Consider the following 24,127-nt stretch of genomic DNA (forward strand, 5'->3'; position numbering starts at 1 on the left):
GGGTCACCGAACGGCCGCGGTGGCCGCACCGTCACCGGCCGCCTGGCGTCCGGCGCGACCCTTAGGTCGCTCAGCGGGACGTGACCTCGGCCGGTGGTTCGTCCTGCGGGGTTCCGGCGCCCGGCTGCCGGCGCGGGATGCCGCGGGTGACGAACAGCGACAGCAGCGCCGCGCCGGCGAGTACGGCGAGGGCGGAGCGAAGTCCGTCGAGCCGGGCGGCCTCGTTCTCGTCGATGACGGCGGACCTGGTGGGCTCTTGCACCCCGGCCTTGTCCAGCGCGGCCCCGAGATCCTTGTCCGACACGAACGGCACGCCGCTGGCGAGCTTCACCTGCGCCTGGGACGACACGCTGGGCGGTACCGCCGGATTGTTCTCGACGCCGGTGAAGAAGGACGTCGTCAGTACGGAGATCAGCACGGCACCGGCCAGCGCGGTACCCATCGACGCGCCCAGGTTGGTCACGGTGTTCTGGAGCCCGCCGACCTCGCTCGACCGGTCGTCGCCGACCGCCGACACGGTCACGCTGCCGAGCTGCGAGGCCAGCGCGCCCACCCCGACCCCGGCCAGTACGAGGGGCCAGGTGACCACTTCCGGGCCGACCCCGGCGTCGAGCGACGCGGCCAGCGCGACGATCCCGGCGAACAGCGCGAGGAAACCGACACGTACCACCCGGCGGGGTGAGGCGTGCGGAAACAGCCTCGGCACGCCGACCGCGGTGAGCAGCAGGGCCAGCGACAGCGGCAGGATCCGCACCCCGGTCGCCACCGCGGACAGCCCCAGCGCGACCGACAGGAACAGCGGCACGGTGAAGAACAACCCCGCCTGCAACAGGTACTGGAAGAAGAAGGAGACGAGTCCGCCGCGCAGGTACCGGACGCGCAGCAGGGCCGGTTCGACCAGGACGTCGGCGCCGCGGGCGAGCCGGCGGCGTTCCCAGAGCAGGAACAGCAGCAGCGTGCACCCGCCGGCCAGGACCAGCCACACCACCGGGGACAGTCCGAGCCAGGACGGCGCACCCGGTTTCGGGGTGAGGAACCCCCACGTCCCGGCGCGCAGGATGCCGAGGACGACGAGCGCGAGCCCGAGCGCGGACAGTCCGGTACCGACCAGGTCGAGGCGCCCGGCGCCGCTCGGCCGGGTGTCGGCCATCCGCCGGGTGAGCAGCAGGATGACCACCACGATGACGACCTCACCGGCGAACACCCACCGCCACGACGCGTACGTGGTGAGCAGGCCGCCGATGAGCGGTCCGGCGGCGACGGCGATGGCACCGGACGCGGCGACCAGCCCGTACGCGCGAGGCCGTTCGGACCGGTCGAAGTTGGATGCGACCAGGGCGACGATCGCCGGCATGATCAGCGCCGCGCCGATCCCCTCCAGGACCGACCACCCGACCAGCAGTACCGGCAGGCTCGGTGCGATCGCCGTGGTGAAGGAGCCCACCGCGTACACCACGCAGCCGAGCGCGAACGCGCGGCGCCGGCCGACGATCGCGCCGACTCTCGCCCCGGTGATCATCAGCGCCGCCATCACCAGGGTGTACAGGGTGATCGCGGTCTGGATGCCGGTGACGGTGGTGTGCACGTCGGCCGCGACGGTCGCGATCGACACGTTCATCACCGAACTGTCCAGCGTCATGAGGAACTGCGCGGACGCCAGCGTCACCAGTACCGACCGGGCGCCCATCGCGGCCGGCGCCGCACCGGTACGCGCCACAGCGACCATGCGCGCTCGCCTCCCGTCGCGTTACCGGATCAGCGGGCCGGCCCCGCGGGTGGGCCGGGGCGCGACGGACCGGGGCCGACGGACGGGCGGCCCGCGATCGGCGCCACCGTCGACCCGGCCCGGCGTACGACGGTGCCGAACAGCCGGTCGTGCCAGGCCCGGCGCCGGCCGTCGGTGAGGACCCCGAGCAGGCCGACCAGCCAGACCGGCGCGATCACCAGCCCCACCAGGGCCCGTACGGCGGCGCGGAGCGGCCCCAGCGTCGTCCCGTCCGACCGGCAGGTACGCGTGCCCACGAGCAGCGCGCCGATGGTGGCGCCGGACAGCGCCCAGCAGGCCGCGAAGTACGCCCAGGGCAGCAGGCCGGCGAGCGCGCCGGACAGCGCCACGAGCCACTGCGGGTCGTCGCCGGTCATCTGCCGCCAGATCATCGGCGGGAGCCCGCTGACCAGCAGTCCCGCCACCGTCAGCAGCAGGCTGTCGGCGGCGAGCCCGGTCAGCCGGGTGGCGAACCCGGCGTACCCGTGACGATCGGTCGGCAGGGTCACGGGCGGCCGCCGAACAGCCGGCGCAGGCCCGACTCGATGCGGTCGTCGGCCAGCCCGGTCGCGTCGCGTACCTGCTCGGCAGCGGCCGACACGATCCCGCGGCTCTGCTCCCGCACGAGATCGCGTACGGACGGGTCGCGGGTCAGGTCGTCGATGATGATCGGCACCACCCGGTCGCGTACCCGGGGCAGGACGCCGTCGAGGATGCGCGGCACCACGTCGTCGACGAGCTGCGGCACGGCGCCGTCCAGCAGTACCGGCACGACCTGGCGGCCGGTCCAGCCGAGCAGCTCGCCGACCCGGTCCGCGACGTACTTCTCGGCGTCGGCGCGGCTCTCCCGCACCACCGTGTCACCGGCGCGCCGGGCCCGGTCCAGCCGGTACCGCACAGCGTCGGCCCCCCACTGCGCGCGCGTGGTCAGGAACTGCGGCCGCGGCGCGAACCGGTCCACCGTCCCCACGACGGTGCGCACCGCGTCGGCCGCCTCGACCCCGCGCCGGCGCACCGCATCAGCCGCTTCCCTGGTACGCCGGCGTGCGGCGGCGTCGGCCTCGACCGCCACGCCCAGCGCGGTGACCAGCGCGCCGCTGCCCGGCAGCCCGGTGACCTTGAGGCGGTCGGCGGCGAACCCGACGAGTCCGACGGCGAGCCGGCCCACCGACCGGCGCTGTCCGTCGCCCCGCTCCTGCTCCCTGGCATCCATCTCGGCCCCCCGTCGCGCCGCCGCGGCCAGTCCCCCATGCGGGCATGGGCCTGTGGGCTCCGCACCCGCCGTCCCGGATCCGCCCCCATGGTGGCAGGGGCCCGCCGACGGCGCCGGCGCGAGCGGCCTCGCTGTTGAGAGTATGCGCCCGGCCGGGCCGCCAGCAGGGGCCAAAGGGTCCATCCGACGCCGTACGGTCCGCTCGTGCGACGCGTTCGGCTCAACGGAGCCGTTTCCGGCCGCGCGGGGCGTACCGGCGTGCCGGGACCGCTTCGGGACGGACCGCTACTCCTCCGGGTTCGGGCCCGACAACCGCCGCCACACCGCGTACGTCTCCGGCGGCGCCGGCAACCGCCCCCGTACGTGCCCGGGAACCTCGGCGCCGGCCGCCACCGCGTCCACGTACTCCCTGGCGTGGGACGGGGAGAGTCCGGGCGCCGCGGCCCGGACGGCGCGCAGTGCGGCGCGCCGCGACCCGCCCGCCAGGTCGCCGGTCACCCGCTCGCGCAACGGGTCCGGCGGCGGCACCCCGCGCCCCGCTCCCGGTACTCGTCGATCCACTCGCCGTACGCCAGGTCGGCGGTGGCGTGCACCTGGTGCAGGCTGCCGTCGATCCCGTCGACCAGCAGGTATCCGGCGCCGACGAGCGCGTTCCGGACATCCCGGGTGCGCGCGTACGCCTCGCTCTGCGGGACGACCAACCACCCCAACGGATGCGCCTCGGTGCCCACCACCACGAGCGCCGGCGCGTACGGCTGCGCGTTCAGCCCGGCCAGGTATCGCTCGACCACCGCGACCGCCCACGCCCTGGCTCACCGACCGCATCGGCGCGCGGGCGACCGACAGCGAGTTCGTGGTCTTCGGCGGCACCGTACTGCGCGGCGGCACCGCCGAGGAGCGGGCGCGGTGGGCCGACGTGCACGCCGGACACCGCGCCGGGGCGACCCGCCTCGCCCGTTCGCTCTAGGGAAACCCGTTCGCCCTTGGGAAAACGGATGCGGCGGCCGGGCGGGCTGGCTACGGTCCGGGCGTGGCCCACACCTATCCTCCGCTCAACGTCGAGATCCGTACGCCGCGGCTGACGCTGGCCGGCGCGACCGACGAGTTGCTGGAGCGCCTGGTACCGGTCGTCCGGGCCGGGATCGCCGACGTGGAGCCGTTGCCGTTCGACGACCCGATCTCGTTCTACGCCGACAGTCCCGAACGGGAATGGCAGTGGCTGCAAAGCATCTGGCGCGGCCGCGGGCGCGTGACCCCGGACGCGTGGCGGCTCTACTTCGCCGTCCTCGTCGACGGCGAGGCGGTCGGCATGCAGGACCTCACCGCCTCGAACTTCACCCGCTTCGGTACGGTGTCCACCTCCTCGTGGCTGGCGCCCGGCAGCCGCGGGCGGGGGCTGGGCACGGAGATGCGGGCGGCGATCCTGCACCTGGCGTTCGCCGGGCTGGGCGCGCGCGAGGCCGGCAGCGACGCGTTCGTCGACAACGAGGCGTCCAACCGCGTGTCCCGCGGCCTCGGCTACGAGCCGAACGGCACGGACTGGGACACCCGCCGGGGCGAGGCCGCCCGGATCCAGCAGTGGCGGCTCACCCGGGAGACCTGGGAACGTACCCGCCGCGACGACATCCACCTCAGCGGCGTCCGGGAGTGCCTGCCCGTCCTCGGCATCGGCTGACCGACCGCCGTCGCGACGTGGCTCAGGCCGGGAGGCGGTCCCGGCCGGGCCACGGGTCGCCGACGCGGGCCAGTTCGGCGCGCAGCGCCGCGGCCAGCCGGCGTACCTCGGCCGGCCGGTCGGGCGCGACGTCGACGCGCTCGTACGGGTCCTGCGCGAGGTCGTACAGGGTGCGGTGGACGCGGCCGTCGGGGGCTTGCCGGGATCCAATCCGCCGCGCACCCGAGCATTCAAGGTGCATTGCGATGCGGCCCCGACGACCCGCCGGGCGGCTGCGAGACTGGGCGGGTGGATGCGACGGACGTGGTGGCGGATCTGGTGGCGCGACCGGTGACCCGCCTGTTCACCGCCGATCCGGTACCGGCCGACGACGTGCTGCGCATGGTGGACGCCGCGCGCTGGACGGGATCCGCGCGCAACCGGCAGCCGTGGCGGTTCGTCGCCGTCTCCGATCCGTCGCTGCGGCGCACCCTGTCGACCCTCGGCGCGTACGCGCAGCACCTCGCCGCGGCGCCCCTCGTCCTGGTGCTCGTGTCCGCCGACGACGGCCGCACCGACACCGAGTACGACCTGGGCCGGGTGACGCAGAGCCTGACGCTGGTCGCCGCGACCCTCGGGTACGGGAGCTGCCCGGCGACGCTGTTCCCCGCCGCGAACGTGGCCACCGCCCGCGCCGTACTCGGGGTGCCGGACGGGTGGGTTCCGCGGCACGCGCTCGCGATCGGCCGACCACGGCGCGGCGCGCGACCGACCGGTACCCGTGCGGTGCCGGCCGGCCGGCTGCCGACCGAGGAGCTGCTCACCGTGCTCTGACCGCCCGGGATTCCCACCGCTGAGCGGTTTCCGCCGGGTCGTAAGCTTCCGTACGTCCTGCGTCGAGGTACGGGAGGCGCCATGCGGTACCGGCTGGGGATCGTCGCGCTCGTTGCGGCCGTGTCGGCGACGGCGGGGTGCGCGCAGCACGCGTCGGCCGGCCCCCCGACGATGGACCAGGTCGGCCACACACTCGCCGGCGACCCGGTGCTGCACTGGACCGGCTCGTGGCACTGGGAGAAGGCCACGATGACCGCCGACCTGCGCACGATGGGCAGCGGCGACGGCGTCGGCACGGTCACCGTCGACGGAGTCACCGGGCGGGTGCTGCTCCACGGCGGCCACCTGTTCGTCCACGCCAGCCGCGACTTCTGGCGGAAGACCGGCGAGTCGTCGACCGACGCGGCCGGGCTCGGCACCCACTGGGTCGACCTCGGCGACCCCAAGCACAGCGCCACTTCCCTGCTGTTCCAAGGGATCTGGCTCGACCAGCTGGCGCCCCGCCGGCTCGGCGACGCGCTGCGCGGCACCGACGGCGACGCGCCGAGCTGCGTCGCGCCCGGCCAGTACTACACCGGCGACCACACGTGGAAACCCGCGCGCGCCGCGACCCAGCCGCGGGGCGTGCCGGCCGGATCGCTGCGGTACACGACGCCGCCGTGGGCGAGCTGCGCGCCCGGCACGTACTGGGTGGCCCGTCAGGCACCGCACCAGTTGCTGGCGTACGTGGGCGTCGCGCAGCCGGTCGGCACCAACGCCGACGACCACGACAAGGACACCACCGTCACCTCCGACCTCGCCGTACGTGCCGGGACCGCCGCGCAGGGCCGCTCGGCGTACGCGGAACTGGCCCGCGACCTGCGCGCGCTGCCCGTCACCGTGCAGGTCCCGTCGAGCGCCGACGTCGACCTGTCGTCGTACGCGGTGCTGCCCGGGCTGTGCGTCGGCGCCGACTGCGCGCACCTGGACGTCAGCGTCACCGGCTACAACAACTCCGACCGGCTGACCGTACGGATGGCGGTCGGGGTGTCGGTGGCCGGCGACGGCAAGCCCGGCGGGGAATGCACCGCGACGCTCGGGCCGCTCAAGCCGCGCACCCACGCGCGGACCACGTGCTCGGTCACCGATCCCCGGGTCGCCCGGATCTCCGCCGGCAAGTCGTCCGTCGCGTGGTCCGAGTCCGACAACGCCTACCTGCTGTCCGCCACCGAACCCGTCGACCCCGCCGCCCTCGCCGCCACGGCCCACTAGGCCCCAGATCGCCGCGGTAGAGCCGGAACCTACGACTCGGCGTCGTCGGCGAGGCGGCGGCGACGGAACTCGCGCGGCGACTCGCCGTACCGGTCCTTGAACGCGGCGGAGAAACACGCCGGTGCCAGGCCGACCCGGTCCGCCACCTCCGCCACCGGTACGTCCGCGCGCGCCGGGTCGGCGAGCAGGTCCCGCGCCACCCGCAGCGTCTCGTCCCGGCGCAGGTCCCGGTACGTCGTGCCGGACTGCTGGAGCGCCAGCCGTACCTGCCGCGGCGACCAGCGCAACGCCCGCGCCGCGTCGGTCAGCCCGAGCCGGCCGGTCCCCACGTGCTCGCGGACGTAGCGGCGGACGGTCGCGGCGACCTCGTCCAGGTGGCGCGCCGACGGCCGAATGTCACCGACGAGCAGCATGCACAGCAGCTCCGTCACCCGGTCGCCGACCGCGTGGAAGTCACGGTCGGGCAGCTCGCCGTGCGCGGTGTGCAGCGCGGTCACCATCGTGTCGACGATCCGTCCCAGGCCGGAACGCAGGTCGAGCAGGGCGCGCAGCGGCCCCTCCGACCGGACGTTCCGGTCGATGACGGCGCGCGGCACCTGCAGCGCAAGCGCCTCCGACCGCGGGATCGACAGCCAGCACGGCTCGTCCATCACCATCACCGACGCGTACCCCGGCTCGGCGCGGACGACCGTCTCACCGTGCCGTGTCGCGTACGCACCGGAGCGGGGCAGGACGACCCAGTAGTGCTCGTCGCCGGGGAAGTCGCGCACCTGCGACGGCGTCCGGTACGCGGTCCGGTCACCGAGCTGCCGCCAGTGCGCCAGCCGGTACGTCGAGGTCTCCTGGACCTTGATGCTCGCCTGCCACCGCCCCGGATTCAGGTAGTGCTGGTCCATCGGCAGGAAGCCGTAGACCAGATCGGTGAACGTGGCGACGTCGTACGCCGTCCAGTCGTGGTATCTCATGCGCCCCACCCCGATCGCCCGCCGCATCGTACTGCGCCCGACCGGTACGTCGCCCGCCACAAGCGGTGTCGGTTTCGTGCCGCGTACTTGCGGTCTCCGGCAGAACCGCCCGCCGCGTCTTGCCGCCGCCACCGCACCCCGTGGTACCCAGTGGTGGCCCCGGACGACCGTCGTACCGGGTGCGGGAGGAGACCATGAGCGAGCTGCTGGCCGACAAGACCGTGCTGGTCACGGGGGCGGCCAACGGGATCGGCGCCGCGTCGGCCGAACGGTTCGCCGCGCACGGCGCCCGCGTCGTTCTCGTCGACGTCGACGCCGACCACGGCGAGGCGAACGCCGAGGCGATCCGTACGGCCGGCGGCGACGCCACGTTCGTCCGCGGCGACGTGTCGTCCGCCGCCGACGTCAAGGCGTTCCTCGCCGCCGCCGTCGACCGGTACGGCCGGATCGACGCCGCGCTGAACAACGCCGGCATCGAGGAGACCGGCACGCCGTTCCACGAGAGCAGCGAGGACGGCTGGGACGCGCTGCACGCCGTGAACCTCAAGGGCGTCTTCCTCTGCATGAAGTACGAGATCCGGCAGATGCTGGCGCAGGGCGGCGGCACGATCGTCAACATGGCCTCGGTCGCCGGGCTCATCGGCCTCCCGCTCGGCATCGGCACGTACGCGGCGACCAAGCACGGCGTCGTCGGCCTCACCCGCACGGCCGCCATCGAGTACGCCCGGCAGGGCATCCGGGTCAACGCCGTCTGCCCCGGCGTCGTGCGTACGGCGATGCTCGACAGCGCCATCAACGCGGGCATGTTCACGCCCGAGGAGGCGGCCGCACTGCACCCGACCGGCGCGCTGCTCAGCCCGCGGGACGTCGCCGAGACCGCCGCCTGGCTGTGCTCCGACGTGTCCGGCGGGATGACCGGGCAGGCCGTCGCCGTCGACGCCGGCATGACCGCCGGCTGACCACGTACTCCGGCCGGCCGGGTCTCCCCCCGTGGCCCGGCCGGCCGGTCACCGCCCTCGGCCCGTACGCGGGCTCCGTCGCGGTCGGTGCGGGCGGCCGGTGTCCGCGGTCAGCGTGTCGCGGAGTTCCGCGACCGCGGCGTCCAGGCAGGCCGCGATGTCCGTCCGCCCCTGCGCGTCGATCCACCGGTCGAAGGCGTTCTGGAACGCGACCGTCGCGAGCTGCGCCGCCGTACGGGCACGGTCGGCGTCGACGCCGCGGTGGCGCAGCGCGTCGCCGATGGCGGCGGTGACGGCGGCGGTCTTGGTGCGCTCGCGTTCCTGGAGTTCGGGGCTGGAGGCGATGACGGCACGGCGTTCGGCGGTGCGGTCGAGGTGGTCGACGAGCAGCGTGCCGACCCGGGCGAGCGCGGTCAGGGCCACGGTCAGCGGGGCGCCGTCGCCCTCGACCGCGCGTACCGCGTCGCCGACGGCGGGGGCCAGCCGTTCCGAGCCGGCGAACAGTACCTCGCGCTTGTCCGGGAAGTACCGGAAGTAGGAGCGGCGGGTGATGCCGGCCCGCTCGGCGATCTGGGTCACCGTCACGTTGTCGTACCCGTGCTCGGTGCACAGCTCCAGCGCCGCCCGGGTGAGCCGCTGCGCGGTACCGGGATCCCATCGGGCCATGGTCGAACCCTAACAGGTGACGTCTCAGTGTGTCATCGGATGCTAGCCTCGGTGATGACACAGTGAGACATCGCCGGCGGACGCCCGACACGGAGGAGCCCATGAGCGAGAGCACGCGGAGCGGCGAGGTGTGGATCCTCGGCGCCACCGGCCGCATCGGCGGTGCCGTCACCACCCGCCTGGCCACCCTCGGGTACGCCGTCGTGCCGGTGGGGCGCGACGGTGAGCGGCTGCGCGCGACGGCGGCCGAGCACGGCGTACGGCCGGTCGTCGCCGACACGCCCGACCGCATCGCCGCCGAGATCGCGCGGCGGCGTCCGACCGTGGTCGTCAACACCATCGGCGGATACGCGGAGACCGCGGTACCGATCGCCCGCGCCTGCCTGCCCGGCGGCCACTACCTGGATCTGGCCGCCGATCTCACCGCCGTACCCCGGCTGCTCGACCTGCACCCGGACGCCGCCGCGGCGGGCAGCACGCTGGTGACCGGCGCGGGCTTCGGCGTCCTGGCCACCGAGGCGGTCGTGGTCGCACTGTGCGCGGACCGGCCCACCCCGTCCGCCGTCCGCGTCGACGCCGCGGCGTCGGTCGCCGTCACCGCCGGCCCCCTCGGCCCCGGGTACGCGGCGTCCCTCGTCGACGCGCTGTCCACCGGTGGCCGCCGGTACGTCGACGGCCGGCTCGTCGCCACGCGGCTCGGCGCCGACCCGCGGCACCTGACCCTGCCCGACGGTCAGACCGTACGGACCGCGGGCGCGCCGACCGCGGAGCTGCTCGCCGCCCAGCGCGCCAGCGGGGCGCCGACCGTCACCGCGACCTCCGCGCTGGTCCCCGCCTCCCCCGCCGTACGGGCCGTGCTGCCGCTGGCCGGCCGGTTGCTGTCGCTCGACCCGGTACGGCGGTTCGCGGTCCGCCGGCTGGCCGCCATGACCGTACGGGAGGCGCCCCGCCCGCGCCGGCACTCCTGGGGGCACGCGGTCGTGACGTGGCCGGACGGTACCCGGCGGGAGGGGTGGCTGCGCGCAGACGACGGCATGGACTTCACCGCGGCGGTCGCGAGCGAGGTCGCGGTACGGCTCGCCCGGGGCGACGGCAGGCCCGGCGCGTACACCCCGGCGGCGGCGTTCGGTGCCGGGCTGGCGACAGCCGCCGGCGGCACCCTGCACCTCCCTGACGGCACGCTGATTCCCTGACAGCGCCGGGAAAGCCGCCCCCGGTACGCGGCGGGCCGATCGACGTCACCGGCCGCCGAAGCTACCGATACCGCCCACCGCAGGACATCGGCAGAAGTACCCAGGTGACGGGTTCCACAATGGACCGTCCACAGTGGACTGACAACGGCCCGGACACGAGGTCCGGAATCCGCTACTCACGTTCCCGCGTACCCGGGCGTCTACGGGGTATGAGCACAGCACGACGCGCGACCACGGGAGCGAGCATGGACCGGTACGCACGGCGGGTGGCGGCGGCGGACTGGGACGCCGTGTCCCGCGACCTCGACGCGGTGGGCTGCGCGCTGCTGCCGCGGCTGCTCGACCCGGCGGAGTGCGCCGACCTGGCCGCGACGTACGACGAGCCGGCCCGGTTCCGGGCGACGATCGACATGGCTCGGCACCGGTTCGGCTCCGGGCAGTACCGGTACTTCGCCGCGCCGTTCCCGGATCCGGTGGACGCGCTCCGGCACGCCCTCTACCCGCGGCTGCTGCCGATCGCGCGGGACTGGTACACGCGGCTGCGCCGGGAGGCGGAGTGGCCCGACACGCTCGACGAGTGGCTGGCGGTCTGCCACGCCGCCGGGCAGACCCGGCCCACCCCGATCCTGCTCCGGTACGACGCCGGCGACTGGAACGCGCTGCACCGCGACCTGTACGGCGACAAGGTGTTCCCGCTGCAGGTGGTGATCAACCTGAACGACCCGGGAGTCGACCACAGCGGCGGCGAGTTCCTGCTGGTGGAGCAGCGACCGCGGGCCCAGTCGCGCGGTACGGCGACGCTGCTGCCGCAGGGCCACGGGCTGGTGTTCACCACCCGCGACCGGCCGGTTGCCTCGGCCCGCGGCTGGTCCGCCGCCCCGGTACGCCACGGCGTGTCGGTGGTCCGGTCCGGGCGCCGGCACACCCTCGGCCTCGTCTTCCACGACGCCGCATGACCCGGGAGTACACGCTGCTCGACGGCGCGGGCCGGGCGTACCGGAGCGGTACGCCGGGACGGTGGGGCGGCCACCGCCGCCTGCGCGTCTACGGACGGTTGGACTGCCCGTCGGCGCTGCGCGCGATCGCCGCCGGCGGGTACGTCACGCAGCGGGTGTTCTTCGCCGACGAGGCCACCGCGGTCGCGGCCGGCTACCGACCCTGCGCCGTCTGCCTGCCCGACCGGTACGCCGCGTGGAAGCGACGCCCGTGACCGGCCCGGAGCTGGCCGCGCTGCTGCGGTTGCTGGGCGACCTGGACGCGCACAGCATCGCGATCGGCCACGCCCGCGACGACCCCTTCCGTACGGCGGCGGCGGAGGTGGCGGCGGCCTGGCGGGACGGCGGCGGCGTGGTGACCGCGACGGCGGACTGGCCGGAGGAGGCCGCGTCCTGGCTCCGCCAGGCCCGCCGCCTCACCGCGTACGCGCCGGACGCGTGGGTCGTCCTCGCCCGACCGCCCGGCTGGCTCGGCATGGGACGGCGCCTCGCCGCCTCGACCGACTGGACGCCGACGCGTACCGTCGCGGGCTCGGCGCTGGCCGACGCCTCGGTCGCCGCGGCCGGCGTCTTCGACGGGCTGCGCGGCGCCACCGCCGACGGCGGCACCTGGTACGTCCGGGGCCGACTGCTGGTCACCCACCCGCCGACGCCTGATTGTCCATAGTGGACAGTCGGGCCCCGTCATCCCGCCGGTCGTGGAGGTGCGGCGCGTGGCGGCGGGCGTCAGCGGGGGTGGCCGGTGCGGGACGCGGTGGCGATGACGTCGCTGAGGATCTCGCGCGAGGTGGCCAGTTCGGCGATGGTGCGGTCGATGCGGTCGCGTTCGGCCCGCAGGTCGGCGACCAGCCGCGGCGTCGCGGCGACCGACGGACCACCGTCGGCGTCCCGCATGCACGGCAGCAGCTGCGCGATCTTGCGGCTGTGCAGGCCCGCGGCGTACAGGTGCTGGATGAGTACGACGCGGTCGACGGCGCGGTCCGGATAGTCCGCTGCCCGCCCGCAGTACGGTCCGCGGCGAGCAGGCCCTGCTGCTCGTAGTACCGCAGGGAACGCTCGCTCACGCCGGTGCGCCGGGCCAGCTCGCCGATGCGCATCACACCTCCCGGACTTGAACCTGACACCGATGTTAGCTTCTACCGTCGGGGCATGACGAACCACGAGGCCCCCACCCCGCCGTACGACTACAGTCCGATCACCGAACGCCCCACGATCCGCTGGCCCGGCGGCGCCCGGGTCGCCTTCTACGTCGGGCTCAACATCGAACACTTCCTGCCCGGCGTACCGTCCACGAGCATCTGGCCCGGCACCGCCGAGCTGCAACCCGACCCGCTCAACCACGGCTGGCGCGACTACGGCCCCCGCGTCGGGATCTGGCGCACCATCGACAGCCTCGACCGGTACGGGATCCGCGCCAGCGCGCTGGTCAACTCGACCGCGACCGTCGAGTACCCGCAGATCGTGGCGGCCGGGAACCGGCGCGACTGGGCGTGGCTGGCGCACGGGAGTACGAACTCGGTCCTGCACGCCGGTCTCGACGCCGACGCCGAACGGCGCGCGCTCACCGACATCGTCGACACGATCGCCACCGCCACCGGGCAGCGCCCGCGCGGCTGGATGGGACCGGCCCTGACCGAGACGTACCGGACGCCGGAGCTGCTCGCCGAGCTGGGCCTGGAGTACGTGCTGGACTGGACGAACGACGACCAGCCGTACCGGCTGCGGGTGCCCGGCATGCTGTCCGTGCCGTACTCGGTGGAACTCAACGACCTGGGGCTGTTCGGCAAGGGCACCAGCGGGCCGGAGTTCGTGCGGATCGTGCGCGACCAGTACGAGCAGCTGCGCGCGGACTCGGCCGACAGCGGGCGGGTGATGGCGCTGGCGCTGCACCCGTTCGTGTCCGGGCAACCGTTCCGGGCGAAGTACGTCGACGAGGCGCTGGCGTACCTGGCGGCGCAGCCCGACGTCTGGCTGACCACCAGCGACGACATCGCCCGGCACTACCGCGACACCGTCGACTGACGCCCGCACCGGCGCGGCGTCAGTCCGGGTGGTCGTCGGCTTTCAGCGGCGTACGGCAGAGGACCAGCAGGGCGACGTCGTCCTCCGCACCCCGGCCGCCGATCAGCGCCGACATCAGGCGGGCGCAGACCATCGGGGCCGCCGCGGGCGTGAGCTCCCGCCGCAGCACCTCCTGCCCGGCCGCGACCGGCAGGTCCCGCCCCTCGACCAACCCGTCCGTGTACAGGCACAGCACGGCGTCCGGGGTGAGGTGCACGGTGCTCGTCCGCCGCGTGACGTCCGGCACCACGCCGACGGGCAGATCCACCGGTACGTCGAGCAGCGCCGCACCGCCGCCGCTGTACAGGACCGGCAGTGGATGGCCGGCGACGGAGACGCGGAACCGGTCGAGGGCCGGATCGACCACCACGTACACGAGGGTGGCGGTGATCTCCTCCTCGAAGTGCTGGATCGTACGGTCGAGCCGGGTGAGGACCTCGGCCGGGTCCGCCACCTCCAGGGCGTACGCGCGCAGGGCGCTGCGCAGCCGGCCCATCACCATCGCCGCCCGCAGGCCGTGCCCGACCACGTCGCCCATGACCAGGCACAGGTGCCCGGAGTCGAGCGTGAACACGTCGTACCAGTCGCCGCCGACGCCGTCGTCGGGATCCGGCACGTACCGGGCGGCGAGGTCGACGCCGGGAAGCGACGGCAGCCGTCCCGGCAGCAGGCCGCGCTGCAAGGCGGCCGCGGCGGCGCGGTCGGCGCTGGACTGCCGTACCCGGATCGCGGCCGCCAGCCGGTCCGCCGCCAACTGGAGCATGTGCAGGTCGGTGTCGTCGAACTCGCGCCGTCGGAGCGTGCCGACGTGCAACACGCCCACCAGGTCGCCCGCACACACCAGCGGCACGCCGAGCAGCGAGTGCAGTCCCTTCTCCCACAGCAGCGGGTTCACGACCGTGTGCGAGTCGATCCGTTGCAGGACAAGGGGTTGACGGTCCGCCGCGACCCGACCGGCGAAGCCCTGCCCGAGCGGCACCCGGACACCCTGGCGTACTTCTTCCTCAAGGCCGGCCGCCGCCGCGGCCGTCAGCTCGGTACCCGTGCGGTCGGCGAGGAGCACGACGGCGGTGTCCACGTCCAGCAGACCGCGGATCCGATCCAGCAGTTCGGTCAGCAGTTCCGGCGCGTCGAGTTCGGAAAGGTCGGAATCGGCCAGCAGCTCGATGCGTCTCAGCCGATCAGCGGCCTCGTCCACCTCCGCCATGATCAGGAGGCTACCGGCACGAGACCCACCACGGTGTACCGCCGCGGTCGGGTCGCGGCCCCGCCGACCGGGCAACGCCCCGGGAACCGTGTTCCCTGGGGCCTCCCGTGGTACTCGGATAGCATGGCGCGCATGGAATGCTTCGCCTCCTGGCGCATCCGCCACTGAGGAGCCTACCCGCCGCTGACCTGCGGCGCGAGGGCCCATCGATACCGGTACCGCTGGTTGTCGACTCCTCATCCGAGAGGCGCATGTCCATGATCGTCCGTCCCTTCGAGCCGCGTGACCTGCCGCGGCTGACCGAACTCACCATCGACACGTTCGGGCCGTTCTACGAGGATTCGTTCCGGCCGCTGGTCGGCGAGGCCATCTTCGCCCGGCAGCACGGCCACTGGCGCGAGGACTACGACCCCCTCCTCGCCACCCTGCACGACCCGGACCGGCACCGGCACGTCGCCGTCGCCGACCTCGACGGCGTACCCGCCGGCTACGTCGGGTGGGAGATCGACCCCGCCCGCCAACACGGAAGCATCCGGATCCTCGCCGTCGACGCACCCCACCGCCGCGCCCACCTCGGTACCGAACTGTGCGAGCACGCCTTCCGGCACATGCGTACGCACGGCGCCCGGTACGTCGAGATCGGTACCGGCGGCGACGAGTTCCATGCCCGCGCCAGGGCACTGTACGAGAGCCTCGGCTGCATCAAGCTCCCCCTGGCCGTGTACTTCCGCGAGCTGTGACCCGGCAACCGACCGGAACGCCGGCCCGCCCGTACGGGGGTCGGCGTTCCCATACACCGCACCGAAACCGCGCCGCGAAGCCCGCCGACCCATTGGCGTCTATGCCGCCGTTCCGATTACGCCACACCGGAACCACGACGCGAAGCCTGCCGGCCCGATGACGTCCGTACCGCCCTTCCGGTTACACCGCACCGGGATCGCGGTGCGCGGGCAGCCTGCCGGCCCGCGCTGGGCCAGGCGGGACACCACACCGGAACGGCAGCACGCCCGGGTACCGGCGAGGCCGGGTGCAGAGCGGTTTGCACCGCGCCGGTACGGTGCCCGCCATGGGTGCTCTCAGGCCGTGGCATCTGCTCGTCGCGGGTGGATGCTGCGCGGTGGTCGTGGCCGCTGTCGTCGTCGCCGTCGTCCTGATCCTGCGCAGCCAACGCTCGAAGTAGCGCCACGGCCGGACCGCGACACGACCGGCGTCGCCGCGTCGCCGGAAGGCTCCGCACGACGTACCTGGAACAGCCGGTCCTGGGACACAGCCGGTTCTGGGGCCGGGCGCGGCGCCCGGAACCGCCGGCGGCGGCGCCAGTTCCCGCATCCCGCTGGACATCGCCCGCCGGAGCGTCACCACAGACAGCATCGGCGGCCGCACGGCGCGCCGGTCGGTCGCGACCCGTCAGTGCGGTACGAGGGCCGCGGTGGGGTGGTCGACGAGGGTCGTGGGGATGACGACGCGGCGGGACGAGCGGGGCAACGGGCCGCTCGATTCGAGGTGCTCGAACAGCAGCTTCGCCGCGGACCGCCCGACGTCGACCGCGCTGTACGACACGACGGTCAGGGGCAGTTGCAGCATGTCGGCCAGTTCGATGTCGTCGAAGCCGGCGAGGGCGATGTCGTCGCCGGTCCAGTCGCGCAGGGCCCGCAGCGCGCCGATCGTGTTGCGGTTGTTGGCGGTGACGAGCGCGGTGGGCCGGTCGGGCAGGGCGAGCATGTCCCGCGCGGCGCGCTCGGCGAGGGCGATGTCGCCGCGGTGCCGGCTGACGTACCGCTCGTCGACGTCGATTCCGGCCTCCTCCAACGCCACCGCGTACCCGCGGAAACGCTCGGATCCGGTCCACAGCGAGGCGGGCAGGCCGAGGAACCCGATGCGCCGGTGGCCGCGGGCGAGCAGGCGCCGGCACGCCTCGCGGGTGCCGCCGAAGTCGTCGACGACCACGCAGTCGGCGTCGATGCCCATGGGCGGACTGGCCGCCAGTACGACGGGGGTGCCGTGCGCGGTGACCGCGCCGAGGTGCGCGTGATCGTACCCGGTGGGGACGACGACGAGGCCGTCCACGCCGCGGCTGACCAGGTCGGCGACGACCTCCTGTTCGGTGCCGGCGTCCTCGCCGGTGCCGCCGAGGACGACGCGCGCGCCGAAGCTGACCGCGACCTGCTCGACGCCGATCGCGAGCTGCGAGTAGAACGGGTTGGCGAGGTTGGTGACGACCAGCCCGATGAGCTCGTTGGGGCCGCCGGAGCGCAGGCCGCGGGCGAGCTTGTTCGGTCGGTAGCCCAGCTCGGAGACGCCGGCGAGCACGCGGGCGCGGGTGGCTTCGCTGATGCCGCGGGCGCCGCGCAGCGCCCGCGAGACCGTCATGGGGCTCACCCCGAGGCGGCGCGCCACGTCGCGCATCGTCATCGACTCGGAGCCGAACGACTCGGTACCGGAGCGCGTGGTCATCTCACCTGTGCCTTCACCACCCGGACCAGGTCCGGCCCTTCGTCCTGTTGCGCGCGGCTGTGCCCGGACCCGGGCACGGCGTAGTTTAGCCGCCGCGCGCACCCGCCATCCGCGGCGCGCACCCGGTCCGTCCATCGACGCCGGCCACTTCCCCGGGTACCTCCCAGCGCCCGTCCGGGTGGTGTCGCCGCGGGTCCGGTCCGCGCGGGGCGACCGTACCGGGCACGAACCGGGCGTACGGGAGCCGCGCGGCGGTTGGTCGCAGGGGTCGCGTACGTCGCGCCGTTATCGGTACCGTCGCTCCGGGCGGAGACCCGACGGACGTGCACCGCCGCCGGGCGTACGAGGAGCGGGGTCCGGCGCCGGGGATCGGCCGTCGCCCGTGTCGTGCCGGCGCGGCCCGGCCGGGATCGGGTACGTTCGCCCATGTCACCCCCGCGTTTCGATATCGTTAACGCAGATCCTTTACGAGCCTCTACCTCGAAGGTACGGTACCGATACCGAAACCTCGGGCGCATCGGAGGCGTGGGTGACAACGATCAACGACGGCGCCGGCGGACCACGCGGCGTCGGACGCCGCGCACTGCTCGCCTCGGTACTGGCCGCGGGAGCCGTCGGGCTCGCCGGCTGCGCCCGCGGCACGCAGACCCGCCCGGCGCCCGGCGACGTGGTGTCGCTGTTCAACGACAACAGCACCTGGGCACCCGGGTACCAGGCGGCCGGCGCGCAGCTCAAGCGCACCGCCGGGTACACGCTCGCGGCCCGCGCGGTGCCGAACGTCAGCAACTACCAGCAGATCGTGCGGATGTCGGCGCAGACCGACGCGACCGCGGACCTGATCAAGTGGTGGAACGGGTACCGGCTCATCGACATCGCGCGGGCCGGCATCCTCGCCGACGTCACGGACGCCTGGGACCACGCCGCCGAGCAGGGCTGGTGCGACGACGACGAGCTGCGGTCCACCTTCAGCTACGAGGGCCGGCAGTACGGGTTGCCGTTGTACAAGTCGTACTACGCGGTGTTCTACAGCAAGCCGACGTTCCGCAAGCTGGGTGTCGAGGTACCGACGACGTGGGACGAGTTCCTGCACGTCGTGGCGGCGGCACGGGCCAAGGGCATCACGCCGCTCGGTTCCGGGGGCGCGACCACGTGGGAGTCGCTGATCTGGTTCCAGCAGCTCGTCAACGGCCTGGACCACGGCTTCTACCAGGACCTCACGGCCGGCAAGGCGTCGTACACCGACAAGGTCTGCCGCGAGGCGATGGGCCTGTGGGTCGACCTGTACAAGCGGAAAGCCTTCAGCAGCCCGGACTTCGTGACCAGTACGGTGCCGGCGCAGTTCACGAAGGGCACCGTCGCGATGCACCTGTACGGCACGTGGAACACGGGTGCCTTCCTCGCCGCCGGTGTCAAGGACGGCGACCTCGGCGCGTTCCTGCTGCCGCCGCCGCCCGGCGGCAACCGGTCGGTGGTGGTCGAGAGCGGCGTGCTGTCGGTGTCGGCCAACGCGCACAAGCTCGACGCGGCGAAATCCGTTGCCACGAACTGGTTGCAGCCCGCCGTCCAGCGCGCGTGGACCGGCTTCCTCAAGGACGCGTCGGCCGATCCGTCCGTCGTACCGGACGTCGGTGCGGTGCGCGAGGTCGCGGCGACGGTCGCGGCCACCAAGCCCAGCCAGGCCGTCCGGTACTGGGAGGCGTCGCCGCCGGTCCTGATCGAGGGCAACGTGCAGGACCTGAGCGCCTTCATGATCAACCCGACCATGACCTCCGCGGTACGGACCCTGGACACCATGCAGCGCCGCGCCGACAAGGAATGGAAGGTGTGGAGGTCGTGACGACCGTGCAGAAGGCCGCCCCGCCCGCCACACGCGGCGGGGCACCGACCGAGGGCCGCCGTCGCGGGAGCGCGTCGCGGGCGCTGTGGATCGGCGCGTTCCTGGCGCCGGCCATCCTGCTGGTGATCGTGCTGCTGGCGGTGCCGTTCCTGACCACCGCGTACCGGAGCTTCTTCGACGACAACGGGTTGTCGCAGAAGTGGGTGGGGCTGGCGAACTACGCCGCGCTCGTCAGCGACCCGGACTTCGGCCGGTCGCTGCTGAACACGGTGATGTGGGTGGCGGGCACCCTCCTGCTGCCCGTACTGCTGGGCCTGGTCCTCGCCGTACTCACGAACTCGGTGCGTTGGGGCTCGGTGGCCCGTACCGCCGTGGTCATCCCGTACGCGCTGTCGGGGTCGGCGACGGCACTGCTGTGGCAGTTCCTGCTGCAGTCGGACGGCGCGATCAACCAGACGCTGACCGCGGTCGGGCTCGGTTCCTGGCAACAGGAGTGGCTGCTGCACTGGCCGCTCAACACGATCGTGATGATCATCGCGACGACGTGGCAGGCGACCGGCGCGTCGATGATCCTGTTCCTGATCGGCCTGCAGACGATCCCGAACGAGATCGTCGAGGCCGCGAAGCTGGACGGCGCGAGCGGGCTGCGGATGTTCTGGAGCGTCGTGATCCCGCAGCTGCGGCCGATGACGGTGGTGGTCGTCGGGATGGCGATCGTCAACAGCCTCAAGACGTTCGACATCGTGTGGCTGCTGACGCAGGGCGGTCCCGGCACCGCGTCGGAGACGCTCGCGCTGACCATGTACCGGGAGACCTTCACCCTCAACCGGTACGGCTACGGCGCCGCGGTGTCGGTCGTACTCACCATCGTCGTCGTCGCCGCCTCGTGGCTGTACCTGCGCCGGCAGGCCCGGTCCCGGTGAGAGGAGCCCCCATGGCAGGCCGGATCGTCCGCAACGTGCTCGTCGTCTTCTTCTCGCTGGTGTGGCTGGTCCCGACGTGGCTGGTGGTGGTCAACGCGTTCACGCCGACCAGCCAGTACACGGGGTCGCCGCGCTGGTGGTTCGCCTCGGCGGACATCTTCAGCAACATCAAGGCCGCGTTCACCACCGCCGCGGTGGGCCGCGGCCTGCTCAACAGCTTCCTGTACGCCACCGTCGGCGCCGCGGTCGCGGTACTGATCGCCGCGCTCGCCTCGTTCGCCGTCACGGTCATGCCGGTACGCCGGCCCGGCATCTGGTTCTGGGTCATCTTCATCGGCACCGTACTGCCGTTGCAGACGTTCCTGTCGCCGCTGTTCACCGGCTTCGCCCGCACCGGCCTGTACGACACGCAGTACGGGATGATGCTCGTGTACGTGGCGCTGGCGATCCCGTTCGCGTTCTTCGTGAACCGGAACTTCATGCTCACCGTGCCGCGCGAGATCGCCGAGGCCGCGCAGCTGGACGGCGCGAACTGGCTGCGGATGTTCTTCCGGGTGCACCTGCCGCTGGCGAAGAGCGCGCTGCTGGCGGCGTTCATCTTCCAGTTCACCTGGATCTGGAACGACCTGCTGTTCGGGATCACGCTGTCGCTGAGCCCGAACATCCGCCCGGTGATGGCCACCCTGGCCGACCTCAACGGCAGCTACTCGACCGTCGGCCCGCCCGTCGTACTGGCCGGTGCGCTCGTGGCGTCGCTGCCCACGGTCATCCTGTTCTTCGTCTTCCAGCGCTTCTTCGTCAGCAGCCTGCGCCTGACGTCCTGAACTTCGCACGACCGCCTGAACGACAACCTGTGCAAGGAGAGCGACACCCATGACCACCCGCGCGTTGGTGAAGGACCATCCCTGGTCGACCGAGAAGGCCCGCGCCGGCACGATCGGCCTCGCGGTGGCCGCCACCGCCCGGCTCGGCGACGCCGAGCTGCGCGCCATGCCCGAGCACCTGGTACGCACGACCGACGCCGGCAAGCTGCGGGCCGTCCGGGTCCTGGTCGACGGCGCCGACGCGGCCGGGCTGACCTTCGACGCCGACATCGCCGGCCTCGGTACGGTCCCGGTCGAGGTGCTGCCGGCCGCCGGTGGCGCGCGCCTGCTCGTACCGGCCACCGACGACACGCGCGACGCGCGCATCACCGTACGGCGCGGCGAGGACGCGGCGACGCTGGCGTTCGCGCTGGAACCGGCCCGGGAGTGGACGATCCACCTGGTGCACCACTCGCACCTGGACATCGGGTACACCGACCCGCAGGGCACCGTACTCAACCAGCACGTGGCGTTCCTGGACTCGTGCCTGGACCTGACCCGTACCACGGACGACTGGCCGGACGACGCGAAGTTCCGCTGGGCGGTCGAGTCGCTGTGGTCGTTCGAGCAGTGGGCCGCCGCGCGGCCGCCGGAGCGGGTCGCCGAGTTCGTCGAGCGGGTGAAGGCCGGCCAGATCGAACTGACCGCGATGCCGTTCAACCTGCACAGCGACACGTGCTCCACGGACGAGCTGCACGAGCTGCTGCGGCTGGCCCGCTCGGTCAAGGACACGTACGGCGTGGACATCCGCTCGGCGATGCAGACCGACGTGCCGGGCAGCGTCGCCGGGATGCCGGAAGCGTTGGCCCAGAACGGAGTCCGGTACCTGTCGGTCGCGCACAACTGGGCCGGTCGGTCGGTGCCGAACACCAACGGCGGGTCGAAGCTGCCGCGGCTGTTCCGCTGGCGTTCGCCGTCGGGCGGCGAGGTGCTGGTGTGGATGACCGACAGCCCGCACGGCCTGGCGTACATGGAGGGTCCGGTCCTCGGGTTCGACACCTCGTACGAGATGGTCGACGACCTGCTGCCGGCGTACCTGACGTCGCTCGCGACGCGGCCGTACCCGTTCCCGCCGGGGATGTTCGGCTGGCACGGGCCGCAGGTCGAGGACCGCGAGCCGTACCCGTGGGACGTGCTGCACCTGCGGGTGCAGGGCCACTTCGGCGACAACGCGCCGCCGCGGCTGATCCTGGCGGAGAACGTACGCCGCTGGAACGAGACGTGGGACTCCCCCACGTTGCGGCTGTCCACCAACACCGACTTCTTCACCGACGCCGAGAACCGGCTCGGCGACCGGATCCCGACGTTCGAGGGCGACTGGGGCGACTGGTGGGTCGAGGGTGTCGGCTCCGGCGCCCGCCCGCAGGCGATGGTGCGGCGCGCCCAGGCGGCGATCACCGACGCGCACACCCTGTACGGCATGGCCGGCGTACTGTCCGGCACGGCCGGTGCGGCACCGCTCGCCGAGGCCGCGCAGCGCTCCGCGAGCGGTGTGTACGGCTCGGTGTCGCTGTTCAACGAGCACACCTGGGGCGCCGGCAACCCGTGGACGTACTCGGACGAGGGCTTCAACTCGGGCGAGCAGCAGTGGCACTGGAAGTACGGGCACGCGATCCACGCGGCCGACGACGCCGAGACGTTCCTGGACCACGCGGGCGCGGCGCTCGGCGCGGCACTGCCCGTCGCCGGCGACCTGACGTACTGGGCGGTCAACACGACGGCGGCGCCGCGCGCCAGCGAGGTACGGCTGTTCATCCGGGAGAGCCGTGTTCCGCTGGACCGGCCGCTGCTGGTGACCGACGGGCGTACCGGCGCGAAACTGTCCACAGTGGAGGAGGCGCAGACCAACCCGGTGCACCGCGACGCCGGCCGCTTCCTGCGCGTGCACGTACCGGACGTGCCGCCGTTCGGCCTGGTACGCCTCGACGTCGGTACGACCGACGGGCTGACCGGTGACGCCGCCGCGGCCGCGACCGAACTGTCCATCACCGGCGACGCCGGCCCGGCGTACGAGCGGGCCGACTCGGTGGTGCGCGAGGCGGACCTGCTGCTGGAGAACGACCACCTCCGCGTACGGATCGACCTGCGCCGGGCGTGCGTCGGCAGCATCGTGGAGAAGGCCACCGGCCGGGAACTCGTCGACCAGGACGCCGTCGTCGGCTTCAACGGCTACGTCTACGACACGTACACCACGGCCGGCGGCTACAACCACCAGTCGAACAAGACCGCGGTCTCGGAAGAGCTGGAACTGCTCGGCGGCCGCAGCCTCGCCCGCCCCGCCGTCCTGCTCGACCGGGTCGACGACGAGCTGGAGCAGCGCGTCACGTTCGAGTGGTCCGCCGACGGCGTACGCACGGCGCGCACCACGGTCCGGCTCGGCCGGTACGACGCGCACGTGAGCTTCGACAACCATCTCGACAAGCCGGCCACGATGACGAAGGAGAGCGCGTACCTGGCGTTCCCGTTCGCCATGGACGACCCGACGGTGCACTACGAGATCACCGGGGCGCTCACCGGTGACGGACTGGCGCACGTACCCGGCGCGCCGCAGCACATGCGGGCCGTACGGTCGTTCGTGTCGCTGGCCGACGCGTCCGGCCCGGTCGCGTGGGTGACCCGGGACGCGCCGCTCGTCGAGCCGGAGACGATCCCGCTGCCGTACGCGCCGTTCCCGGACAGCACCGCGCCGCGGCAGCCCGGCACGCTCTACTCGTGGGTGCACAACAACATCTGGGACACCAACTTCCCGTCCCAGCAGGCGTTCGAGACCACCTTCCGGTACGCCGTCGGCGTCCGCCGGGCCGGCGAGGACATCGACGCCGACGCGCTCGCGCTGCGCACCGCGTACGAGATCGACCACCCGCTGGTGGGCGTCTCCGCGCACGGCACGTCCGACCCGGGCACCGCGCAGCTGTCGCTGCTGTCCGTGGACGACCCGCGCGTCGCCGTCCTCGGCGCCACCCTCGTCGGTTCCGACACCGGAACCGACCTCCTCGTACGGCTCCAGTCGCTCGCCACCGAACCCGTCGACGCGACGCTCCGGTGCGGCTTCCCGGTCGCCGGCGCCGTACGCGCCACGTACCTCGGGGACGAGACCGGCGAGGTCACCGTCGACGGCGACGAGGTCACGGTGGCACTGCCCCGGCTCGGCGTCACCGCCGTACGCCTGCGGACCAGCGGGCGCGGCTGACCCGCGCGGTGGCCGGCGCGCTCGTGGTGGGACGCGCCGGCCACCGCCGTATCCGGTGGCACGGTGCCGCCGGACACGGTCGCGGCCGACGCCAACC

Annotated in this window: 25 protein-coding genes and 1 pseudogene; 14 read left to right on the top strand and 12 right to left on the bottom strand. The window is 73.4% G+C overall.

Annotated features, from left to right (window positions below; all coding sequences use genetic code 11):
- Nucleotides 1-70 precede the first annotated feature (70 nt).
- The 5 genes from Aru02nite_RS31515 to Aru02nite_RS31535 form a co-directional block, all read right to left on the bottom strand.
- On the bottom strand, nucleotides 71-1,726 hold the full coding sequence (locus Aru02nite_RS31515) for an MFS transporter (protein ID WP_203663801.1): 1,656 nt from the start codon (nucleotides 1,724-1,726) through the stop codon (nucleotides 71-73).
- Between the two features lie 29 nt (nucleotides 1,727-1,755).
- Nucleotides 1,756-2,274: an RDD family protein gene (locus Aru02nite_RS31520; RefSeq protein WP_203663803.1), complete on the bottom strand. Its 519-nt coding sequence runs from the start codon at nucleotides 2,272-2,274 to the stop codon at nucleotides 1,756-1,758.
- The gene (locus tag Aru02nite_RS31525) at nucleotides 2,271-2,978 is read right to left on the bottom strand and encodes a hypothetical protein (protein WP_203663805.1); all 708 of its coding nucleotides are present in this window, start codon (nucleotides 2,976-2,978) and stop codon (nucleotides 2,271-2,273) included. The genes Aru02nite_RS31520 and Aru02nite_RS31525 overlap by 4 nt, the downstream gene beginning before the upstream one ends.
- Nucleotides 2,979-3,263: 285 nt before the next feature.
- Nucleotides 3,264-3,476 (bottom strand): hypothetical protein, encoded by a 213-nt coding sequence (locus tag Aru02nite_RS31530; RefSeq protein WP_203663806.1) that lies wholly within the window; start codon nucleotides 3,474-3,476, stop codon nucleotides 3,264-3,266.
- Nucleotides 3,473-3,769 (bottom strand): hypothetical protein, encoded by a 297-nt coding sequence (locus Aru02nite_RS31535; protein WP_203663807.1) that lies wholly within the window; start codon nucleotides 3,767-3,769, stop codon nucleotides 3,473-3,475. Before Aru02nite_RS31535 ends, Aru02nite_RS31530 begins: the two co-directional genes overlap by 4 nt.
- Before the next feature lie 239 nt (nucleotides 3,770-4,008).
- On the opposite strand from Aru02nite_RS31535, the gene Aru02nite_RS31540 reads away from it, so the two are divergent.
- Nucleotides 4,009-4,653: a GNAT family N-acetyltransferase gene (locus Aru02nite_RS31540; RefSeq protein ID WP_203663808.1), complete on the top strand. Its 645-nt coding sequence runs from the start codon at nucleotides 4,009-4,011 to the stop codon at nucleotides 4,651-4,653.
- A gap of 22 nt (nucleotides 4,654-4,675) precedes the next feature.
- Here the strand turns inward: Aru02nite_RS31540 and Aru02nite_RS31545 are convergent, their stop codons facing one another.
- Complete coding sequence (locus Aru02nite_RS31545) at nucleotides 4,676-4,894, bottom strand: hypothetical protein (protein WP_203663809.1); 219 nt, start codon at nucleotides 4,892-4,894, stop codon at nucleotides 4,676-4,678.
- 47 nt (nucleotides 4,895-4,941) lie between these two features.
- Here Aru02nite_RS31545 and Aru02nite_RS31550 point away from each other — a divergent pair, with 47 nt between their 5' ends.
- Both Aru02nite_RS31550 and Aru02nite_RS31555 read left to right on the top strand, forming a co-directional pair.
- Entirely contained in the window at nucleotides 4,942-5,466 is a 525-nt protein-coding gene (locus tag Aru02nite_RS31550; protein WP_203663810.1) for a nitroreductase family protein, read from the top strand.
- 81 nt (nucleotides 5,467-5,547) lie between these two features.
- Nucleotides 5,548-6,717, top strand: a complete 1,170-nt coding sequence (locus tag Aru02nite_RS31555) for a hypothetical protein (RefSeq protein WP_203663811.1) — start codon at nucleotides 5,548-5,550, stop codon at nucleotides 6,715-6,717.
- A gap of 29 nt (nucleotides 6,718-6,746) precedes the next feature.
- Here Aru02nite_RS31555 and Aru02nite_RS31560 read toward each other — a convergent pair whose 3' ends face one another.
- Entirely contained in the window at nucleotides 6,747-7,682 is a 936-nt protein-coding gene (locus Aru02nite_RS31560) for an AraC family transcriptional regulator (protein ID WP_203663813.1), read from the bottom strand.
- A 194-nt stretch (nucleotides 7,683-7,876) separates the two neighbouring features.
- Here Aru02nite_RS31560 and Aru02nite_RS31565 point away from each other — a divergent pair, with 194 nt between their 5' ends.
- A complete protein-coding gene (locus Aru02nite_RS31565; protein ID WP_203663815.1) occupies nucleotides 7,877-8,641 on the top strand; it encodes an SDR family oxidoreductase in 765 nt (254 codons plus the stop codon).
- Nucleotides 8,642-8,689: 48 nt separating this feature from the next.
- Here the strand turns inward: Aru02nite_RS31565 and Aru02nite_RS31570 are convergent, their stop codons facing one another.
- Nucleotides 8,690-9,307 carry a TetR/AcrR family transcriptional regulator gene (locus tag Aru02nite_RS31570; protein ID WP_203663817.1) on the bottom strand — a complete coding sequence of 206 codons (618 nt, stop codon included), beginning with the start codon at nucleotides 9,305-9,307 and terminating at the stop codon, nucleotides 8,690-8,692.
- Nucleotides 9,308-9,408: 101 nt separating this feature from the next.
- Here Aru02nite_RS31570 and Aru02nite_RS31575 point away from each other — a divergent pair, with 101 nt between their 5' ends.
- The 4 genes from Aru02nite_RS31575 (at nucleotide 9,409) to Aru02nite_RS31590 (ending at nucleotide 12,162) form a co-directional block, all read left to right on the top strand.
- Nucleotides 9,409-10,500, top strand: a complete 1,092-nt coding sequence (locus tag Aru02nite_RS31575; protein ID WP_203663820.1) for a saccharopine dehydrogenase NADP-binding domain-containing protein — start codon at nucleotides 9,409-9,411, stop codon at nucleotides 10,498-10,500.
- A 245-nt stretch (nucleotides 10,501-10,745) separates the two neighbouring features.
- The gene (locus tag Aru02nite_RS31580; RefSeq protein ID WP_203663821.1) at nucleotides 10,746-11,456 is read left to right on the top strand and encodes a 2OG-Fe(II) oxygenase; all 711 of its coding nucleotides are present in this window, start codon (nucleotides 10,746-10,748) and stop codon (nucleotides 11,454-11,456) included.
- Nucleotides 11,453-11,710: an Ada metal-binding domain-containing protein gene (locus Aru02nite_RS31585; RefSeq protein ID WP_203663822.1), complete on the top strand. Its 258-nt coding sequence runs from the start codon at nucleotides 11,453-11,455 to the stop codon at nucleotides 11,708-11,710. Before Aru02nite_RS31580 ends, Aru02nite_RS31585 begins: the two co-directional genes overlap by 4 nt.
- Nucleotides 11,692-12,162, top strand: coding sequence for a hypothetical protein (locus Aru02nite_RS31590; protein WP_203663823.1), 471 nt, complete (start codon nucleotides 11,692-11,694; stop codon nucleotides 12,160-12,162). The genes Aru02nite_RS31585 and Aru02nite_RS31590 overlap by 19 nt, the downstream gene beginning before the upstream one ends.
- Nucleotides 12,163-12,221: 59 nt before the next feature.
- Here Aru02nite_RS31590 and Aru02nite_RS37670 read toward each other — a convergent pair whose 3' ends face one another.
- Nucleotides 12,222-12,389, bottom strand: a complete 168-nt coding sequence (locus tag Aru02nite_RS37670; RefSeq protein WP_373325029.1) for a hypothetical protein — start codon at nucleotides 12,387-12,389, stop codon at nucleotides 12,222-12,224.
- A gap of 143 nt (nucleotides 12,390-12,532) precedes the next feature.
- Nucleotides 12,533-12,592 (bottom strand): annotated as a pseudogene (locus Aru02nite_RS37675) (MerR family DNA-binding transcriptional regulator); the annotation flags it as partial.
- 52 nt (nucleotides 12,593-12,644) lie between these two features.
- On the opposite strand from Aru02nite_RS37675, the gene Aru02nite_RS31600 reads away from it, so the two are divergent.
- Complete coding sequence (locus Aru02nite_RS31600; protein WP_203663824.1) at nucleotides 12,645-13,517, top strand: polysaccharide deacetylase family protein; 873 nt, start codon at nucleotides 12,645-12,647, stop codon at nucleotides 13,515-13,517.
- A gap of 19 nt (nucleotides 13,518-13,536) precedes the next feature.
- Here Aru02nite_RS31600 and Aru02nite_RS31605 read toward each other — a convergent pair whose 3' ends face one another.
- A complete protein-coding gene (locus Aru02nite_RS31605) occupies nucleotides 13,537-14,763 on the bottom strand; it encodes a PP2C family protein-serine/threonine phosphatase (RefSeq protein ID WP_203663825.1) in 1,227 nt (408 codons plus the stop codon).
- A 251-nt stretch (nucleotides 14,764-15,014) separates the two neighbouring features.
- Here Aru02nite_RS31605 and Aru02nite_RS31610 point away from each other — a divergent pair, with 251 nt between their 5' ends.
- Nucleotides 15,015-15,503, top strand: coding sequence for a GNAT family N-acetyltransferase (locus Aru02nite_RS31610; protein WP_203663826.1), 489 nt, complete (start codon nucleotides 15,015-15,017; stop codon nucleotides 15,501-15,503).
- Nucleotides 15,504-16,170: 667 nt separating this feature from the next.
- Here Aru02nite_RS31610 and Aru02nite_RS31615 read toward each other — a convergent pair.
- A complete protein-coding gene (locus Aru02nite_RS31615; protein ID WP_203663827.1) occupies nucleotides 16,171-17,217 on the bottom strand; it encodes a LacI family DNA-binding transcriptional regulator in 1,047 nt (348 codons plus the stop codon).
- 529 nt (nucleotides 17,218-17,746) lie between these two features.
- Between Aru02nite_RS31615 and Aru02nite_RS31620 the strand changes: the two genes are divergently transcribed.
- Genes Aru02nite_RS31620 through Aru02nite_RS31635 form a run of 4 tightly spaced genes read left to right on the top strand, consistent with a single transcriptional unit; the run spans nucleotide 17,747 to nucleotide 24,030 of the window.
- The gene (locus tag Aru02nite_RS31620) at nucleotides 17,747-19,054 is read left to right on the top strand and encodes an ABC transporter substrate-binding protein (protein ID WP_203663829.1); all 1,308 of its coding nucleotides are present in this window, start codon (nucleotides 17,747-17,749) and stop codon (nucleotides 19,052-19,054) included.
- Nucleotides 19,051-19,977: a carbohydrate ABC transporter permease gene (locus tag Aru02nite_RS31625; RefSeq protein ID WP_203663830.1), complete on the top strand. Its 927-nt coding sequence runs from the start codon at nucleotides 19,051-19,053 to the stop codon at nucleotides 19,975-19,977. The genes Aru02nite_RS31620 and Aru02nite_RS31625 overlap by 4 nt, the downstream gene beginning before the upstream one ends.
- Before the next feature lie 11 nt (nucleotides 19,978-19,988).
- Nucleotides 19,989-20,801, top strand: a complete 813-nt coding sequence (locus Aru02nite_RS31630; RefSeq protein WP_203663831.1) for a carbohydrate ABC transporter permease — start codon at nucleotides 19,989-19,991, stop codon at nucleotides 20,799-20,801.
- A 49-nt stretch (nucleotides 20,802-20,850) separates the two neighbouring features.
- The gene (locus tag Aru02nite_RS31635) at nucleotides 20,851-24,030 is read left to right on the top strand and encodes a glycoside hydrolase family 38 N-terminal domain-containing protein (protein ID WP_203663832.1); all 3,180 of its coding nucleotides are present in this window, start codon (nucleotides 20,851-20,853) and stop codon (nucleotides 24,028-24,030) included.
- Nucleotides 24,031-24,127 lie beyond the last annotated feature (97 nt).

Origin of the sequence: Actinocatenispora rupis, from assembly GCF_016861975.1 — a bacterium.
Taxonomy (GTDB): Bacteria; Actinomycetota; Actinomycetes; order Mycobacteriales; family Micromonosporaceae; genus Actinocatenispora; species Actinocatenispora rupis.

What these genes read in the sequence shown, in the direction of transcription:
- Aru02nite_RS31515 (WP_203663801.1), bottom strand. Translation starts at nt 1,726, where the DNA reads ATGGTCGCTGTGGCGCGTACCGGTGCGGCGCCGGCCGCGATGGGCGCC.
- Aru02nite_RS31525 (WP_203663805.1), bottom strand. Translation starts at nt 2,978, where the DNA reads ATGGATGCCAGGGAGCAGGAGCGGGGCGACGGACAGCGCCGGTCGGTG.
- Aru02nite_RS31545 (WP_203663809.1), bottom strand. Translation starts at nt 4,894, where the DNA reads ATGCACCTTGAATGCTCGGGTGCGCGGCGGATTGGATCCCGGCAAGCC.
- Aru02nite_RS31555 (WP_203663811.1), top strand. Translation starts at nt 5,548, where the DNA reads ATGCGGTACCGGCTGGGGATCGTCGCGCTCGTTGCGGCCGTGTCGGCG.
- Aru02nite_RS31560 (WP_203663813.1), bottom strand. Translation starts at nt 7,682, where the DNA reads ATGAGATACCACGACTGGACGGCGTACGACGTCGCCACGTTCACCGAT.
- Aru02nite_RS31565 (WP_203663815.1), top strand. Translation starts at nt 7,877, where the DNA reads ATGAGCGAGCTGCTGGCCGACAAGACCGTGCTGGTCACGGGGGCGGCC.
- Aru02nite_RS31570 (WP_203663817.1), bottom strand. Translation starts at nt 9,307, where the DNA reads ATGGCCCGATGGGATCCCGGTACCGCGCAGCGGCTCACCCGGGCGGCG.
- Aru02nite_RS31575 (WP_203663820.1), top strand. Translation starts at nt 9,409, where the DNA reads ATGAGCGAGAGCACGCGGAGCGGCGAGGTGTGGATCCTCGGCGCCACC.
- Aru02nite_RS31580 (WP_203663821.1), top strand. Translation starts at nt 10,746, where the DNA reads ATGGACCGGTACGCACGGCGGGTGGCGGCGGCGGACTGGGACGCCGTG.
- Aru02nite_RS31585 (WP_203663822.1), top strand. Translation starts at nt 11,453, where the DNA reads ATGACCCGGGAGTACACGCTGCTCGACGGCGCGGGCCGGGCGTACCGG.
- Aru02nite_RS37670 (WP_373325029.1), bottom strand. Translation starts at nt 12,389, where the DNA reads ATGCGGGACGCCGACGGTGGTCCGTCGGTCGCCGCGACGCCGCGGCTG.
- Aru02nite_RS31600 (WP_203663824.1), top strand. Translation starts at nt 12,645, where the DNA reads ATGACGAACCACGAGGCCCCCACCCCGCCGTACGACTACAGTCCGATC.
- Aru02nite_RS31605 (WP_203663825.1), bottom strand. Translation starts at nt 14,763, where the DNA reads ATGGCGGAGGTGGACGAGGCCGCTGATCGGCTGAGACGCATCGAGCTG.
- Aru02nite_RS31610 (WP_203663826.1), top strand. Translation starts at nt 15,015, where the DNA reads ATGTCCATGATCGTCCGTCCCTTCGAGCCGCGTGACCTGCCGCGGCTG.
- Aru02nite_RS31615 (WP_203663827.1), bottom strand. Translation starts at nt 17,217, where the DNA reads ATGACCACGCGCTCCGGTACCGAGTCGTTCGGCTCCGAGTCGATGACG.
- Aru02nite_RS31630 (WP_203663831.1), top strand. Translation starts at nt 19,989, where the DNA reads ATGGCAGGCCGGATCGTCCGCAACGTGCTCGTCGTCTTCTTCTCGCTG.
- Aru02nite_RS31635 (WP_203663832.1), top strand. Translation starts at nt 20,851, where the DNA reads ATGACCACCCGCGCGTTGGTGAAGGACCATCCCTGGTCGACCGAGAAG.